This is a genomic window from Hymenobacter sp. YC55 (assembly GCF_029433095.1).
Taxonomy (GTDB): domain Bacteria; phylum Bacteroidota; class Bacteroidia; order Cytophagales; family Hymenobacteraceae; genus Hymenobacter.
Genome location: NZ_JARNTX010000002.1, coordinates 1130206 through 1146063, shown reverse-complemented (window position 1 = coordinate 1146063; position 15858 = coordinate 1130206). Strand labels below are relative to the sequence as shown.

Here is a 15858-nt window from a genome sequence, read left to right as displayed (position 1 = left end):
AGAGTTGGTAAAACGCTTAAAGCGGTAAGCAGCAAGATTACGCACAGTCTCTTCTGCCCCCGCAGCCTACTGCTTACTCTCGAAATGCTCCAGAACCAGGTCGGTACCATCATACACGCCATACGAGCAATAATTGACCCATTCGCCGAGGTTCATGTACCGGCTACCTGGCGCTACTGTTACGTCTATTGGCAGATGGCGGTGCCCAAATACGTAATAGTCGTGGTGGAAGAGCTTTTCTAGTTCACGGCAGTAAATGAGTAGCCATTCCTCGTCACCGTAGTATTTTTCGTCTTCCTTGGTGTTCTGAATTCGGCTACGACGGCTCCAGCCGTTCGCCAAGCCAATACCAAAGTTGGGATGCAACCGCGCAAATAGCCATTGCGCAATCGGCGAAGCGAAAATACGCTTCAGTACTTTATAGGTATGGTCCTTCGGCCCAAGTCCGTCGCCGTGCCCAATATGAAACTCTCGTCCCCCGATTTGTTGGCTAACTGGATGACGAAGAATAGGAATGCCTAGCTCTACGGTGAAGTAGTCGAACATCCACATGTCGTGGTTGCCGGTGAAAAACGTAATTGGCACCCCAGCATCTGTAAGCTCGGCGAGTTTGCCTTGTAGGCGAATGAAACCACGCGGAATGGCATGCCGGTACTCAAACCAGAAGTCGAAAATGTCGCCGAGCAAGTAGATGGCAGCGGCATCGGGCGCGACAGAATCTAGCCAGCGCACAATGCGTCGCTCTCGCGCCAGCGAACTGGCGGCGTCGGGCACTCCAAGGTGGAAATCGGAAGCAAAATATACGCGCTGGCCAGGGGGCAACGTCAAATCAGGCAGGCGAGGTGGCGGCTTCGTCATCCAGTAAAAACAGAGCAAGGCTGCGCGGGCCGTGGGCACCGAGCACAAGAGTCTTTTCAATATCAGCCGTGCGGCTGGGGCCCGTAGTAAGCGAAATCATGGAAGGCAGATGCTCGGGGCCGTATTTCTGCTGCAGGTTACGCAGTGCGTCGCTGATATCGGCCACCACTTGGGAAGTACGCGCCACCACCAAGTGCTGATCGGGATAGATACTGAGGCGACGCCCACTGCTCGTAGCTGCCGAGACCAGCACGCTGCCCGTACGGGCTATCAACGCTTCGCAGGTAGTTAGCCCCGCGTCAGCGTGCGCCACAAAGTTGCCTTCATCCTGGTTGAAAACGAGGCCACCAGCGTGCAGCATCTTTTTCAACTCTGGCTCCCACACATACAGGTGCTCAAGCTCTTTTTCCTTTTTGTAAGTGAAAAGCTGATCGTAGAAATGCTCCTCTGATTCGCAGAAATACAGTTGCCCGCCCACGCGCACAAAGCTTTCGGCAAAAGCAACGGCTAGGTCGCCGGGCGCTCGGGGGTGTAAGGGAGCCGTGAAGTCGGGAGCAGGCTTAGAGGGAGTAGGCTGCTGGAGGGATTCGCGGATACGGCGCAGAATAATATCGCGGGAGGATTCAGGCATAGCTCAAAGGTAATAAGCTCTAAGGTAGAAGCCGCCTACTACACGGCAAAACCCTCACTCTATTCAGTGAGAAGATTACTCCTTGATGGAGCAGCACTGACCCGGACTGGCACCACTGCGGTACAGTCCTTTCGATTGCTCGGAAGTATTCTTAGCTGAAGCATTTCACTAGGCCTACATAATCAGGTCATCTTATGGAAATAGTCTTAAAACATAATCGAATATAACATTAGCACAACTTGATATAATACAGCAGTATTTGTTTTTCTCTCACTATATTATATCCTATATTACATTACTTATCAAACCGTGTTTAATTGGCATTAATAGCTTAATTTTACGCTTGAAAGGAATTACCATGAAAAAAGAATACAAATTTATACAGCTAATATCTACAACTTATAACTTTCACTTAGCTGGCAGAGCAGCTTGGCTGTCACTCGTTTTCTTTATAATAGCCTTCGATAGTTTTGCGCAGTCACCAGATACAACGTTGGTGAATGGTATGCGCAACATCACTCTGGAAAACGTAGATGTAGCGCCCTCCATTGTCGATACCAAAAGTTGGCTTCTACTCAACCAGGACATCCAGATAGAGCTGGATGGGGCTGTTCATAATCTCTACAATTCCAAGCACGATCAGGCCGAAAAGCAGTTTCGGTCTCTGCGTCGGCGCTATCCACAACATCCCATGCCCTACTTCTTGATGGGCCTGAGCACATGGTGGAAAATCATGCCGAGCAACGTCACTAATACTATCTACGACAAGACGTTTTTTGCTTACATGGACACAGCCATTACCAAGGGGGAGCGGCTGTACGATATCGACAACAAAAATTACGAAGCCTGCTTTTTTCTTGCTGCTGCCTATGGGTTTGATGCCCGCCTGCACGCCGAGCGTCACGATCTGCGCAAGGCAACCGTCAGCAGCAAACGCGCCCTCGACTATCTCGATAAGAGCAAAGAAGCCAACGGTTTGAGCCCCGAGTTTCTGCTTGGGCAGGGGCTATTTAATTACTACGCTGCCTGGATTTCCGACGAGCACCCGTGGTTGCGCCCTATCTTACTGCTGTTTCCTAAGGGCAACCGGCAGCTGGGGCTGCAACAAATCAAGAATGTGGCCGCCAATGGAATGTACACTGGCCCTGAAGCCAAGTTTTTCTTGATGAAAATCTTAGGCAGCGAGCAGGAAAACAATTCTGCTGGAGCCTTACAAGTAGCTCGGCAACTAGCCGCTACCTACCCCGACAATGGTTACTTTGAACGCTACTACGCTATGCTCTGCTTCAACAACGGCGAGCACCGCAAGTGTGAACAAGTTAGCTTGGACATCCTGGATAAGCTGAACCGAGGCATGCCTGGCTACGAAGGATTTAGTGGTCGATACGCTACCTATTACTTAGGGTGGCTGAATCAGAACAAGTATAAGAACGCCGCAAAGGCCAAGGACTACTTTCAGCGATGTGTGGTTTTTTCGGAAGCTACGGGCCAAACTGGCGTTGGCTATTATGTACATGCCAACTACAACTTAGCCAAGATTGCCGATGAAGAGAATAACGTGGGGGCTGCTCGACGCTACTACCAGGTTGTACTAGAAAAGGCAGAGCGTAAATCAGATATCTATTACGAAGCCAAAGACTATCTCAAAACCCGCAAATTGATGAAGGCCAATGCTAGTCCGCAAGGCCCGGCCTACTCCTCGGACTACAAAGGCAAAAAGACTAATGCTAAGGCGCGCTTATCGTCCCTTGATGTAAAGTCCAGCCAATAGAGCTGTTTACACACTAGTATAAAGCACCATCACTACAAGCAGTGAAGCTGGCCAGGTGGCACCACTAATTTAGGTGCTGTTATCTGACCAGCTTATTCATCTATAATCCCAAATCAACCGCATTTGCAGATTAGGAATACTGCTACATATAGCTTCAGGTTAAGAATAGCTATCTGCAAGGATAGCATTCAATGGAAACACATGACAACAATAGGTTTGTAGCTTAAGTCTGGATGGTGATAAAGCAAAAGAGCCAGCCCTTACGGACTGGCTCTTTTGTCTTGCTAAGGCGAAACCTTACATTGGAGTTACTACACTACCACCGGAGCCGGCAGACGAGCTAGCATTACCGTTAGGCAAGTCAGCGTCTACACCTGGTAGGTTCAGATCCGGCAAGTCGTCGCTAAGAGGAACACCAGGATGCTCCTGTTTCCGCTCGCTAAGCGTTTCGCTACGGTCGGTACCAGCCATGTGTGCTTGGTAATTAGTTTGTACGCCATGAGGACGCTTACCAACCAAGCGCTCCAAGTCGTCTTGTAGCAGCACTTCCTTATCAAGGAGCTCTTTCGCTATTACTTCCAACTCGTGCCGACGCTCAGTCAGCAGTTCCTTGGTGCGGACGTAGGCGTTTTCGATGATGTTGCGCACTTCTTCGTCTATCATCTGCGAAGTAGATTCTGAATAAGGCTTCGAGAAGCCATACTCGTTCTGCCCTTTCGAATCGTAGTACGAAACGTTGCCCAACTTGGCGTTCATGCCATACATCGTCACGATGGAGTAAGCCATTTTGGTGATGCGCTCCAAGTCAGACAATGCACCGGTCGATATCTTACCGAACACAATTTCTTCGGCAGCACGACCGCCAAGCGTCATGCACATTTCGTCGGTGAGCTGCTCGGTGTTGTAGAGGAACTGCTCGCGGGGCAAGTATTGCGCATAACCCAAAGCAGCTACCCCACGGGGCACAATGCTTACTTTCACCAATGGATCGGCATGCTCTAAGAACCAGCCGGCAATGGCGTGACCAGCTTCGTGGTAAGCTACAATGCGCTTCTCATCGGGGCTAATGATCTTGTTCTTCTTCTCCAAGCCTCCAATAACACGGTCAACCGCGTCGGTGAAGTCTTGCATCGTAATCATCTTCTTGTCGCGGCGGGCAGCAATGAGGGCGGCCTCGTTGCAGACGTTGGCAATTTCAGCACCAGCAAAGCCAGGAGTTTGCGCAGCCAAACGGCGTGCTTCTACATCGGGGGCTAGCGTCAACGGCTTCAAGTGCACCTGGAAAATCTCGGTACGGCCATTGATGTCTGGCTTATCGATGCTGATCTGACGGTCGAAACGACCGGGACGCAACAAGGCAGAGTCGAGTGTATCCGGACGGTTGGTAGCAGCCAGGATGATAACGCCTGAGTCGGTGCCGAAGCCGTCCATTTCCACAAGCAGCGAGTTCAGCGTGTTTTCACGCTCATCGTTGCCACCGGGCATGTTGCCGCGCGAACGGCTACGACCTACGGCGTCAATCTCGTCAATGAAGATGATACAAGGAGCCTTGGACTTCGCTTGCTTGAACAAGTCACGAACCCGAGCAGCACCTACCCCCACGAACATCTCTACGAAGTCGGAACCCGAAAGAGAGAAGAATGGCACATCTGCTTCGCCGGCTACAGCTTTAGCCAGCAACGTTTTACCAGTACCGGGAGGGCCTACCAGCAAGGCTCCTTTCGGAATCTTACCACCGAGGATAGTGAATTTCGAAGGGTTCTTGAGAAACTCTACGATTTCCTGTACTTCCTCTTTCGCTTCCTCCAGACCTGCTACGTCTTTAAAGGTGATTTTCACTTTGTCGCCGCCTTCAAACAAAGCAGCACGGCTCTTGCCGATGTTGAAAATCTGCCCACCAGCTCCGGCACCACCGCTCATGCGGCGCATCAGGAACCAGAAGCCTACAAAGAGCAGGATAGTGAAGCCCCAAGTAGTTACAAGGTCGCCATAGCCGGTGCGCGTGTCGAACGTAATGCCGATACGCTGGTCAAGGGGCACGTTAGCCTGTAGCTTCTCGAAATCTTCTTTGAAGGTTTTCCCATCAACTACGCGGAAGCTGAACTGTGGGCTGGCCTCGAAGGTGAGAGGACCGCGGCGGCTCAGCAACGGCTTGTACTTGTCGGTGCGGAGCGCTTCGTTTTTCAACGAAACTTCTACCACCGAACGGTCGGTGAGCAGCCGTACATCTCGCACGTCGCCGGCGGTGTACATCTGCTCGAATTTCTGCTGGTTTATTTCAACTGTGTTGCCGCTCTGGTTGAAGAACAGCCATGCACACAGAAACAAAACCAGCCCAGCGAGTAGCCAGAGTTGCATACCGGGTTTGGGAGCCGGACTAGGCAACATGGGCTTTTTCTTTTTGGGCGTGTTATCTGACATGTATATGAATTAGCTAAGGCAAAAATTCAAAAGCGGAACACTCCGCTACTGCGTTTGTTCCCGTTGCTAGACGAAAACAACGACATTTTACTTTATCGAGCGGATACAGTTTCCTCTTCTATATAGCGGATTTCTGCATCCCCCCACAACTCTTCCAGGGCGTAGAACTGTCGCCGGTCGCGCAGGAACACGTGAACTACTACGTCCACATAGTCGAGCAGCACCCATTCGCGGTTCATTCGGCCCTCGGTCTGCCAGGGGTTTTGGCCCGTAAGTTTTTCTACTTCTTCCTCCACCGAACGCGCAATGGCGTCGATTTGGGTATCTGATGAAGCCGAGCAGACAATGAAATAATCTGCCACAGCATTTTTTAACTCTTTGAGATTCATCACGACGATATCCAGGCCCTTTTTCTCCTGCATACCACGTACTACTACCTCTGCCAACTTGTCCGAATCCTGCCGAACCAGGGTACTTTTCATGGGGTATTATTAGGTTTGATCTTCACAAAGTACGAAAAACACGTGGAGGCTCTTTCCCCCCAAACGTTATTCACGGGTCAACAAGTGGTTTCGTTGCCCGAATGTGCCTCCACAAATACGGAAGCACAGGATCTTATTCACAGAAACCGCGCCACCGACGGCTGCGTGGTAATAACCGACAAACAGACTGCCGGTCGGGGCCAACGTGGCAACCGCTGGGAAGCGGCCCCCGGCGAAAACCTAACGCTGTCGGTGGTGTGGCGCCCTACCTTCTTGCCCGCTCCCGACCAGTTTTTGCTTAGCCAAGCAGTAGCGCTGGCTGTACATGACTGGGCGGCAACTTTACTTGGCCCCGACCCCGCGCTTCGGGTGAAGTGGCCAAACGATATTTTTTTTGGTAACCGCAAGCTAGGAGGCATCCTGATTGAAAACACGCTTAGCGGCACAATGATTCAGCATAGTATCGTAGGAATTGGAATGAATATCAATCAGCGCGAATTTCAGGTGCCTACTGCCACCTCATTTAGTGCGCTGACGGGTCGTGCCTATGAACTGGCGCCGCTGGCCAGCCGGTTGCTTGAACACTTGGAGCGACGCTATTTGCAGCTGCGCGCTGGCCGCCTCGCCGCTATCCGGCACGACTACCGACAAGTGCTTTACCGTTACCAGCAACCGCATGTGTATGAGGTAGATGGCCAGCAAATCACCGGCGAAATTGTGGACGTTGATGAGGCTGGGCGCCTTGCGTTGTCGGTTAGCGGCCAGATTCGCCACTTCGACTTAAAACAGATTCGCTACATCTTATAATATCGGCCATTGGTCGATACAAAGAAGCGAAATGTATATCTTTTTATGAATATGCTTAGCTATAAGCAACCTTTACCTGTTGCTAAACGAGTAAAGTATAGAGCTTGTAAAATAATTGCTTTAAACCGAACGCAACCTTTTCGCTCTAAGCGTCATCTGTACAACGGTAAACATACTATTGTAGAGTTAGGCATGGTGCTTGTTTTAAGCAACAAAAGTGCTTTTGCTTTCAATGCAATAGGGTTTGCACTAAATAAATAAAAAGACCTATATTTGAAAACCTGACACACCGACAGATTTTCAACAAAGCATTACCACATGAAAATTTCTACTCGCTTAGTTGGATTGATGAGCCTTATGCTGGCTTCGTTTTCAACTTATGCAGCCACGGTTGTTGTGATGGTGGGCACCACAGTTGGAGGCAATCCAAATAACTTTTCGCCAAAGAACATTACCATCCGTCCTGGTGATGAGGTTCGTTGGGAATGGGCTTCGGGCACCCACCCGAGCGTGGCTGACGATGGAACATCTTTTGCAGCTTTCAATGTAAGCGCAAACACACCTGCCACGCGTGGTCCCTTCAATACATTGGGCACCATCACTTATCACTGCCAGCCTCATTCATTTCAAGCTACTCCTGGTGGTCCATGGGAAGGAATGGTCGGCAGTATTACGGTTACTAATACCCCGCAAGCTTCGCTTAATGCCAAGGCGGCAGGAGTTGCGCTGAGCGTGTACCCTAATCCGAGCAAAGGATTGGTGGTTGTAACGCTGAATCAGAAAGTAGGGCCTGAATACAAGCTGCGTTTGTCTAATGTGTTGGGCCGCGAAATTCGTTCGTTTGCCTTGCGCTCAGAAGCTTCTAACACGGGAATGCCACTCAACTTGTCGGATTTACCAGCGGGTATGTATTTCTACAGCCTTGTTCTAAACGACAAAGTCGTATCTACCAAGAGGTTTGTATTGCAGAACTAACCTGCTTGTTCATACTTGTCCTTTCAAGGAAGCGGCCACAGATGTTGGCCGCTTTTTTTGTGGGCGTTACCTAGCAAGTGCAGTTTTAGCTAGTAAACAGAGCACTGCACGGCGGGATTTATTGTCTACTTTTGGCGTTCTACAACTTTCCACTCTTGCTTAAAAGCCCGCGTCAGGCGACGACGGCCGGGGCCTGCCCCATCTACTAATTACCGTATGCGCTCATACAAAAGCCTGAATAACTTGGTCGGTTGGCTGGTGTTTGCCATTGCTACCGTTGTTTACTTCATCACCTTGGAGCCCACGGCTTCATTCTGGGACTGCGGCGAGTTTATTGCCTGCTCTTACAAGCTACTGGTTCCTCACCCTCCTGGAGCCCCGCTGTTTCTGCTGCTTGGCCGGTTGTTTTCGCTGCTTTCTTTCGGCGACGTAACCAAGGTGTCGGTGCTGATCAATGCGCTATCGGGGTTGAGTAGCTCGTTCACAGTACTTTTCTTGTTCTGGACTATCACCATCTTGGCCAAGAAGTTGGTACTGCACCATTCAGGAGCAGTAGGTCACTCGGTACCCGGTGCACCTGAACCTACCTTCGGCCAAACCCTCCTGATTCTGGGTTCGGGCGTGGTAGGAGCCTTATCTTTTGCCTTTTCTGATTCGTTCTGGTTCAATGCGGTTGAAGGCGAGGTGTACGCTATGTCGTCGTTGTTTACGGCGGCTGTCGTTTGGATTATGTTGAAGTGGGAAAACCGTGCCCACGAATCAGACTCTGATAAGTGGCTGATTTTGATTGCCTACGTAATTGGCCTCTCTATTGGGGTCCACTTGCTGAACTTGCTGGCCGTACCGGCACTGGCTTTCATCTACTACTATCGCCGTACCCAAAACCCTACTACCATGGGAGGCATCATCACGTTGGTATTAAGCCTCGTGCTGGTCGGTTTGGTGATGGTAGGCATTATTCCCGGTCTGCCTTCGTTGGCGGGCGGGTTCGAGGTATTCTTCGTAAACAGTGTGGGGCTGCCCTTCAACTCGGGCATTGTTATTTTCCTGTTGCTGTTTGTTGGCTTGTTGGTGTTAGGCTTCCGCTATTCTGTTCAGAAGCGCAACCGTCTGCTCAACACGGCTATGTTGAGCTTGGTGTTCATTCTGATTGGTTATTCCAGCTACCTCATCGTTCCAATTCGGAGCAGCTACCACCCTACCATCAACGAAAACAACCCCGAGGATGTGCTCAGCTTTGTGAGCTACCTCAAGCGTGAGCAATACGGCGACCGGCCGCTGCTCTACGGTCCGCAATTCAACGCCCGCCCCATCCGCTACGATGAAGGAGCTCCGCGTTATGTGCGGGAAGGCAACAAATATGTAGTAGCCGAAAAGCGGCAAGTTGTGGTGTATGATGATGCCGACAAAATGCTGCTGCCCCGCATCTACAGCCCGCAGCCCGAGCACATCTACAACTATCAGAAATGGGTGGACATTCAGGAAGGCGTGAAGCCTACCATGGGTCAAAACCTTTCGTTCTTGTTCCGCTACCAAATGGGCCACCAGTTCTGGCGCTATTTCCTCTGGAACTACGTGGGCCGGGAAAGCGACATCCAGCAGTCTGGCGGGTTGTGGCCTTGGCAGGCCAGCAATAGTGGGGTGCCAGAGCGTATGGCTGACAGCAAAGCTCGCAACAACTTCTTTGCTATTCCGCTCATTCTGGGTTTGATCGGCTTGTTCTACCAGTCGCGCCGTGATTCGCGCAATGCCTTAATTGTGGGGCTGCTGTTCGTGTTTACGGGTTTGGCCATTGTGGTTTACCTCAACCAGCCGCCCATTGAGCCGCGCGAACGGGATTACACCTTCACCGGGGCCACGTACGCCTATGCCATCTGGATAGGGTTGAGCGTGCTAGGCTTAGCCGAGTTGTTGCGTTCGGTGCTGAAAGCTGACTCGGGCCGGGCTGTGGTTGCCACTGTGATAGGCCTATTAGCGCCGGCTCTGCTATTGGGCCAAGGCTGGAACGACCACGACCGGTCGGGCCGCTATAACTCCGTGGATTCTGCGAAAAACCTGTTGAATTCGCTGCAGCCGAATGCTATCCTGTTCACCAACGGCGACAACGACACGTTCCCGCTCTGGTACGCACAGGAAGTAGAAGGCGTACGCACCGATGTGCGCGTGGCCGTGCTGAGCTACCTGAACACCGACTGGTATATCCAGCAGATGAAAAACCGCTCGTACAAGTCGCAGCCGCTGCCTATTTCCATGCCTGCCGACCGCTACAAGCAAGGCACCAACGACTACCTGCCCTACGCCGAGAATCCGGCCGTAAAGCAAATCAACCTGAAGGAATTCATTGGGCTTGTGCGCGAGAACAGCGACTTGCTAAAAGTGTCGTACGACGAGAGCGGCCCATCCATGATGTCGTTCCCGAGCCCCAACTTCTACCTCGACGTGGACACAACGGCGGTAGAGCAATTGGGCATTGTGCCAAAAGACCGCCGCAAGCAGCTTGTGACGCGCATGGAATGGAACATGGGCAAAGGCGCCATTGAGAAGAAGAACCTGGTTATTCTAGACATGCTGGCCTCCAACAACTGGAAGCGGCCCATCTATTTCTCCAGCACCGTAGCAGGCGGCGACTTCATGAACATGCAGCCCTACTTCCAGCTAGAGGGCATGGCCTACCGAGTGCTGCCGATCAAGGACCCCAACTACCAGCCCCGTGGCGACGAAGGCTATGTAGCAAAGGATTTGATGTATGAGAGCTTAATGAAAAAGTTCGCCTACCGCGGCCTCAATGACCCAGGCGTGTTCTACGACGAAAACAACTTGCGCTTTCCAGCCAACTACCGCGACAAGTTCGCACGCCTGGCCAACGCGTATCTAGCTGAAGGCAATAAGGCGAAAGCCAAAGAAGTGCTTGACAAGTGCTTTGCCGCTATGCCCGATGCCAGCATTCCGTACGACTATTATGCGCCGCAGTTTGTACCAGCGCTGGTAGCAGTGGGCGAACAAAGCCGTGCCAACGACATCATGGATAAGATGATCAGCCGTGCGCAGGTAGCCCTCCCCTTCTACCAGACGCACAACCCGGCGCTGTTCGATATGGAAAATCAAACCTATTTGCTGAGCGTGCAAAGCGTGTACCGCGCCGCCGAAGAAATTGGCGACAAAGGCCGCGCCAGCAAGGCACTGGAGTTACTAAATCAGTATTATCCGCGGCAGTAGCAGTAAATAGTAACCAGCGGTAACGCGAAGTTCCACTTCGTGAGCGTTCAACGGATCCATTGTTGGGTTGTCGTTTTACGTTCACGGAGTGGAACTTCGCGTTACAGCCTTTATGCCGTTTTTCATGAGAGCTTATTTGCTGTTGTTGCTTTTACTGGTGGAGTTTTTGCCTGCCAATGCCCAAAAGCGAGAATTCTCCGACCAGTACCGCATCGACCGGCGCGTGCAGCTTGACACGCGCCGGGAGGGCGACAGTTTGCGGATTTATCTGCGTTTCCCCAATGGCAATGCCGTTCGTCAGGGCCAACCGCTGCGCATCTCGGCTTGGCCGACGTATGACGCGCGCCGCCCGCTCTGGACCGATACAGTTCGCCACTTTGCCCGGCGCATTCGCCTTGATGGAGCAGCGGCCCGCGTGGACTTCTGCTTGCCTATTTCCCGATTGACGAGCGGCACAGTGCTCAGTATGGCCTGCGCCCCTGCCGCCGAAGCTGCCACCGGCGACGCCGCTTGGTTACCTCTGACTACCCCCTTGCTTTCGCGGCCTTATCTGCTCACCGATACCTTAGGCACGCCCCTGATGCGCCGCTCGGTGCGAGCCGGTGAGGTGTTTTATGTGGACCGTTATGGTCAGGACTTACCGGTGTTGGTGCGCCGTTACGCAGCTCCTTTTGTGCCTTCATTGCCACCCCATGCCAACCCGGCCCGCCAGTCGTCGGCTCCCCCTACGCTCTCCGTCAGCGATTCGCTAGCGTTTGCGGCGGGTTTGCCTGTGATGCTGTCAGAGGCAGGACTCTACACCGTGCGACTAGCTGGCGAGAAAGGGCTGATGGGTGTCTTGGTTACCGATGAAGATTATCCAGACCTCACCACGGCCGATGAGCTAATTCAACCCTTAGTTTATCTGACCACCTCAGTGGAGCGCAAGAAGCTCTACGACGCACCCAATCCCAAGCGGGCCGTGGATCAGTTCTGGTTGAATGCTGCCGCCGGACAACAAGCCATAGCTCGGCAGGCCATCCGAACGTATTACGGCCGGGCCAAGGCGGCTAACCAATTGTTTGTCGCACACAAAGCGGGCTGGATGACCGACCGAGGCATGCTGTACATAGCACTGGGCCCACCCGATGCCGTGTACCGTACGGCCCAGGAGGAACGCTGGGTATACCATGGCATCGACAATGGGGCATCTTCTACTTATACGTTCCGGTGGAAACCCAGTACCTTTGCGCCCGAACACTATGAATTGGTGCGCCAGCCTGAGTACGAACGACTTTGGTATGCCGCCGTGGAGCAATGGAGAAAAGCAACGACGACCGCCCTCGGCCGCTAAAGGAGCGCCGCACTTACTACGATTCGGAAAACCGTCCGGTGCCCCGTACCCCGCGACGGGATACAGGCCGCCCCGGATCCAATGACGAAGCCCCAAGTGGCTATCGTCGCCCCGAAAGCCGGCCAGTCGGCAACGACAGCCGCCCAGAAGGCCCACGCAACAGCGAAGGCCGTTCCTTCGATAAAGAAAAACCGCGCTATACCAATCGACCCGCTGCTGCCGACCGCAGCATCGACATGCTGTTTGGCTTGCGCCCTATCATGGAAGCCCTGAGTGCTGGCCGGACGCTGGAAAAAATCTTTCTGTTGCGGGGTACTAAGAACAGCCTTACACAGGAAATCAACGACCTGGCCCGGCAGCAGGGTATTCCGGTGTCGTCGGTGCCGGTGGAAAAGCTCGATGGCCTGACTCGCAAAAACCACCAAGGCGCAGTTGCCTTCGTGTCCCCCATCGACTACATGCCGCTCGACAGCATTCTGGCCGGGCTGTATGAGGAAGGTAAAGTGCCGTTCCTGCTGATTCTGGATCGGGTGACGGACGTGCGCAACTTCGGCGCCATTGCCCGCAACGCCGAGTGTATGGGCGTAAACGCCATTGTAGTACCCGCCCGGGGCGCGGCCCAAATCAATGGCGACGCTGTGAAAACGTCCGCGGGTGCCTTGAACCTCGTGCCCGTGTGTCGCGAAGCTAACTTGAAAGATACTATCACGTTCCTACGGGAATCGGGTGTTCAGATTGTAGCGTGTACCGAGAAAGCCGATGCCAGCCTAGAAGCCGGCACTGTGGACCTCACCGGGCCCGTAGCCGTACTTATGGGTTCCGAAGAAGACGGTATTTCCCCCGAGTACCTCCGCCTCTCCGACCACCGTCTGCGCATTCCTATGACCGGCCAGATTGGCTCGCTCAACGTTTCGGTTGCCAGCGGCATCATGCTATTTGAGGTGCTGCGGCAGCGGTTAATAAAAAGCTAGCTGTCTTTTCTAAGCATCAATAGAGATTTTACTAAATGAAATAAGCCCTTGCTGTTTGCACAGCAAGGGCTTATTTCATTCTAAATAGTTGGATTAACTAGTTGTACCCTACTCCCTTCTTAGCTTTCACGTCAGCTACGAACTCCTTCACGCGTTGCTCCTCGGTGCGCTTGCAGATAAGGAGTACGTTATCGTACTCGGCAATGATATACCCATCAAGGCCTTGCACAACCACTAGGCGCTCTGATGGGGTTTTGATAACGCACTCCGTGGTATCGTACAGAATGGCGTCGCCATCGATAACGTTGTTGTTTTCGTCGCGGCGGCCCATGCGGTGCAGCGAATCCCAAGTACCAAGGTCACTCCAACCGAAATCAGCGGGCAGCACGAACACGTTGTCAGCCTTCTCCATGATGCCGTAGTCGATGCTGATGTTGCGGCAGCGGGAATAAGCTTCAGTGATAAAATCTTCTTCTTGCGCAGTACCTAGCTGCTCTTGGCCATCGTCGAATACCTCGGCAATGTCGCTCAGATACTGGTGGAACGCCTGCACGATAACGTCAGCACGCCACACAAACAGGCCCGAATTCCAGAGGAAGTCGCCGCTTTGCAGGAACATTTGCGCCAGTTCCAAATTCGGCTTCTCTGTGAATGTTTTAACCTTCTTCAACCCGTTGGGCAGGCTGCTGGCTTCCTCGTCGATGTATTGGATGTAGCCATAGCCCGTGTCGGGGCGGGAAGGCTGAATGCCAAGCGTGATAAGCACCTCGTGCGTGCGTGCCACATCAACGGCCTGACTGATAATGTGCCGGAACTCTTCTTCGCGCAATACGGCATGATCAGCGGGCGACACGACAATAACGGCTTGCGGATCGCGCTTGGCAATGCAGTAGCTGGCGTAGGCAATGCAAGGGGCCGTGTTGCGCCCGATAGGTTCTCCCAGGATTTGGTCGGCAGGCAGATCGGGCAGATGCTGCTGTACTAGCTCCTTATAGTCTCTATTGGTAACGACGAATACATTCTCGGGTGGACAGATACCCGCAAACCGGTCTACGGTCAGTTGGAGCATTGAGCGGCCCACGCCTAGTACATCATGGAATTGTTTGGGATGGTTGGTACGGCTAAAGGGCCAAAAGCGGCTACCAATGCCGCCCGCCATCACGACGAGATAGGTGTGTTGCGTCATAAATCAGAAACTGCTGTTGCAGCTAAGGTGTTGGAAGTATGCAAATATCTAACTTTAAAAGGAACCGTGAAGAGGTATCCTATAAGACCAGGTAGTGAAGGCACTCAATAGTACCTCATCTTCGTTTAAACTAGCCCTTCACGTAGCAAATCGTGCAGGTGAATGAACCCGCAAAACTGCCCCTGCTCCGTTACAATAAGCTGCGTGATGTTGCGCTCCTGCATTCGGGCCAGGGCCTCTACAGCGAAATCATCTACATCAACGGATACTGGGTTGGGGGTAAGAATATCACTGGCCCGCACATCCTCTAGGCGGCCAGCAAACGCGCTGAGCATCCGGCGCAAGTCACCATCCGTGATAATGCCCCGAAGCTGCCCGGCCGCGTCGAGCACGGCAGTGGCACCAAGCCGCTTGCCCGATATTTCAAGGATAATTTCTTTGAGCGGCGCGCTTTCCAGCACTTGAGGCTGCTGGTTCTGGCGGCTCAAATCGCCCACCTTTAAATAAAGCTGCTTGCCGAGGGTGCCACCGGGGTGCAAGCGAGCAAAATCCTGCCGCGTAAAGTCCCGGCTTTCCAGTAAGCACACGGCAAGGGCGTCGCCGAGGGCCAAGGCTGCGGTGGTGCTCGTAGTAGGCGCTAGGTTGTGCGGGCAGGCTTCGCGCGTGACGGGGGCATGCAGGATGTAGTCGGCGTGCAAGGCCAGATAGGAATCGGCATTGCTAACGAGAGCCGCCATGGGCACGCCTTTGCGCTTAAGCAGCGGCACCAGCACTTTTATTTCGGGTGTGTCGCCGCTTTTGCTGATGGCCACCACAAAATCCTCGGGCTGTATCATGCCCAAGTCTCCGTGGATGGCGTCGGCGGCGTGCATAAATAAAGCGGGAGTACCTGTGGAGTTGAGGGTGGCCACAATCTTACTGGCTATGTGCGCGCTCTTGCCGATGCCCGTAACCACTACTCTGCCTTGCAAAGCAAGTATTGCTCCCACACATAATGCAAAATCAGGCGTCTGTTCAATAGCCTCAGCTACGCCCATGATTGCTTCCGCTTCACTGAGCAGCACTTTTTTTGCAATGGAATGAAGTTCGTTTTGCGGTTTCAATCTAAATTTGATTAGGTATTGAGTATTGAAGGCGAGACCGAGCGCGGTTTTATCTTACTCTTCAGTATCTCTTACCGAATACTTCAAAATTCCTTAGATTGAGA

The 15858-nt window shown here is 52.7% G+C and carries 12 protein-coding genes; 6 read left to right on the top strand and 6 right to left on the bottom strand.

From position 1 onward, the window contains the following. Window positions 1-66: 66 nt before the first annotated feature. Window positions 67-858 (bottom strand): UDP-2,3-diacylglucosamine diphosphatase, encoded by a 792-nt coding sequence (locus tag P1X16_RS18090; protein WP_277231762.1) that lies wholly within the window; start codon window positions 856-858, stop codon window positions 67-69. Next, window positions 830-1489 (bottom strand): LUD domain-containing protein, encoded by a 660-nt coding sequence (locus tag P1X16_RS18085; protein ID WP_277231761.1) that lies wholly within the window; start codon window positions 1487-1489, stop codon window positions 830-832. The genes P1X16_RS18090 and P1X16_RS18085 overlap by 29 nt, the downstream gene beginning before the upstream one ends. A 505-nt stretch (window positions 1490-1994) precedes the next feature. On the opposite strand from P1X16_RS18085, the gene P1X16_RS18080 reads away from it, so the two are divergent. Further along, window positions 1995-3260 carry a tol-pal system protein YbgF gene (locus P1X16_RS18080; protein ID WP_277231760.1) on the top strand — a complete coding sequence of 422 codons (1266 nt, stop codon included), beginning with the start codon at window positions 1995-1997 and terminating at the stop codon, window positions 3258-3260. A gap of 297 nt (window positions 3261-3557) precedes the next feature. Here P1X16_RS18080 and ftsH read toward each other — a convergent pair whose 3' ends face one another. Both ftsH and rsfS read right to left on the bottom strand, forming a co-directional pair. Beyond that, window positions 3558-5681, bottom strand: coding sequence for an ATP-dependent zinc metalloprotease FtsH (gene ftsH, locus P1X16_RS18075; RefSeq protein WP_277231758.1), 2124 nt, complete (start codon window positions 5679-5681; stop codon window positions 3558-3560). A 92-nt stretch (window positions 5682-5773) separates the two neighbouring features. Then, window positions 5774-6163, bottom strand: coding sequence for a ribosome silencing factor (gene rsfS, locus P1X16_RS18070; protein WP_277231756.1), 390 nt, complete (start codon window positions 6161-6163; stop codon window positions 5774-5776). A gap of 42 nt (window positions 6164-6205) precedes the next feature. Here rsfS and P1X16_RS18065 point away from each other — a divergent pair, with 42 nt between their 5' ends. From P1X16_RS18065 to rlmB, 5 genes are all read left to right on the top strand, one after another. Further along, on the top strand, window positions 6206-6970 hold the full coding sequence (locus P1X16_RS18065) for a biotin--[acetyl-CoA-carboxylase] ligase (RefSeq protein WP_277231753.1): 765 nt from the start codon (window positions 6206-6208) through the stop codon (window positions 6968-6970). 318 nt (window positions 6971-7288) lie between these two features. Next, a complete protein-coding gene (locus P1X16_RS18060) occupies window positions 7289-7945 on the top strand; it encodes a T9SS type A sorting domain-containing protein (protein WP_277231751.1) in 657 nt (218 codons plus the stop codon). 216 nt (window positions 7946-8161) lie between these two features. Then, window positions 8162-11161 carry a DUF2723 domain-containing protein gene (locus P1X16_RS18055; RefSeq protein WP_277231749.1) on the top strand — a complete coding sequence of 1000 codons (3000 nt, stop codon included), beginning with the start codon at window positions 8162-8164 and terminating at the stop codon, window positions 11159-11161. A gap of 124 nt (window positions 11162-11285) precedes the next feature. Further along, a complete protein-coding gene (locus P1X16_RS18050) occupies window positions 11286-12494 on the top strand; it encodes a GWxTD domain-containing protein (protein ID WP_277231747.1) in 1209 nt (402 codons plus the stop codon). Further along, window positions 12458-13465: a 23S rRNA (guanosine(2251)-2'-O)-methyltransferase RlmB gene (gene rlmB, locus P1X16_RS18045; RefSeq protein WP_346771256.1), complete on the top strand. Its 1008-nt coding sequence runs from the start codon at window positions 12458-12460 to the stop codon at window positions 13463-13465. Before P1X16_RS18050 ends, rlmB begins: the two co-directional genes overlap by 37 nt. 97 nt (window positions 13466-13562) lie before the next feature. Here the strand turns inward: rlmB and P1X16_RS18040 are convergent, their stop codons facing one another. Next, complete coding sequence (locus P1X16_RS18040) at window positions 13563-14651, bottom strand: mannose-1-phosphate guanylyltransferase (RefSeq protein ID WP_277231745.1); 1089 nt, start codon at window positions 14649-14651, stop codon at window positions 13563-13565. 125 nt (window positions 14652-14776) lie between these two features. Continuing rightward, window positions 14777-15688, bottom strand: coding sequence for a KpsF/GutQ family sugar-phosphate isomerase (locus P1X16_RS18035; RefSeq protein ID WP_277232979.1), 912 nt, complete (start codon window positions 15686-15688; stop codon window positions 14777-14779). Window positions 15689-15858 lie beyond the last annotated feature (170 nt).

What these genes read in the sequence shown, in the direction of transcription:
- P1X16_RS18090 (WP_277231762.1), bottom strand. Translation starts at nt 858, where the DNA reads ATGACGAAGCCGCCACCTCGCCTGCCTGATTTGACGTTGCCCCCTGGC.
- P1X16_RS18035 (WP_277232979.1), bottom strand. Translation starts at nt 15,688, where the DNA reads ATGGGCGTAGCTGAGGCTATTGAACAGACGCCTGATTTTGCATTATGT.
- P1X16_RS18050 (WP_277231747.1), top strand. Translation starts at nt 11,286, where the DNA reads ATGAGAGCTTATTTGCTGTTGTTGCTTTTACTGGTGGAGTTTTTGCCT.
- P1X16_RS18060 (WP_277231751.1), top strand. Translation starts at nt 7,289, where the DNA reads ATGAAAATTTCTACTCGCTTAGTTGGATTGATGAGCCTTATGCTGGCT.
- P1X16_RS18085 (WP_277231761.1), bottom strand. Translation starts at nt 1,489, where the DNA reads ATGCCTGAATCCTCCCGCGATATTATTCTGCGCCGTATCCGCGAATCC.
- rlmB (WP_346771256.1), top strand. Translation starts at nt 12,458, where the DNA reads ATGGAGAAAAGCAACGACGACCGCCCTCGGCCGCTAAAGGAGCGCCGC.
- ftsH (WP_277231758.1), bottom strand. Translation starts at nt 5,681, where the DNA reads ATGTCAGATAACACGCCCAAAAAGAAAAAGCCCATGTTGCCTAGTCCG.
- P1X16_RS18040 (WP_277231745.1), bottom strand. Translation starts at nt 14,651, where the DNA reads ATGACGCAACACACCTATCTCGTCGTGATGGCGGGCGGCATTGGTAGC.
- P1X16_RS18055 (WP_277231749.1), top strand. Translation starts at nt 8,162, where the DNA reads ATGCGCTCATACAAAAGCCTGAATAACTTGGTCGGTTGGCTGGTGTTT.
- rsfS (WP_277231756.1), bottom strand. Translation starts at nt 6,163, where the DNA reads ATGAAAAGTACCCTGGTTCGGCAGGATTCGGACAAGTTGGCAGAGGTA.
- P1X16_RS18080 (WP_277231760.1), top strand. Translation starts at nt 1,995, where the DNA reads ATGCGCAACATCACTCTGGAAAACGTAGATGTAGCGCCCTCCATTGTC.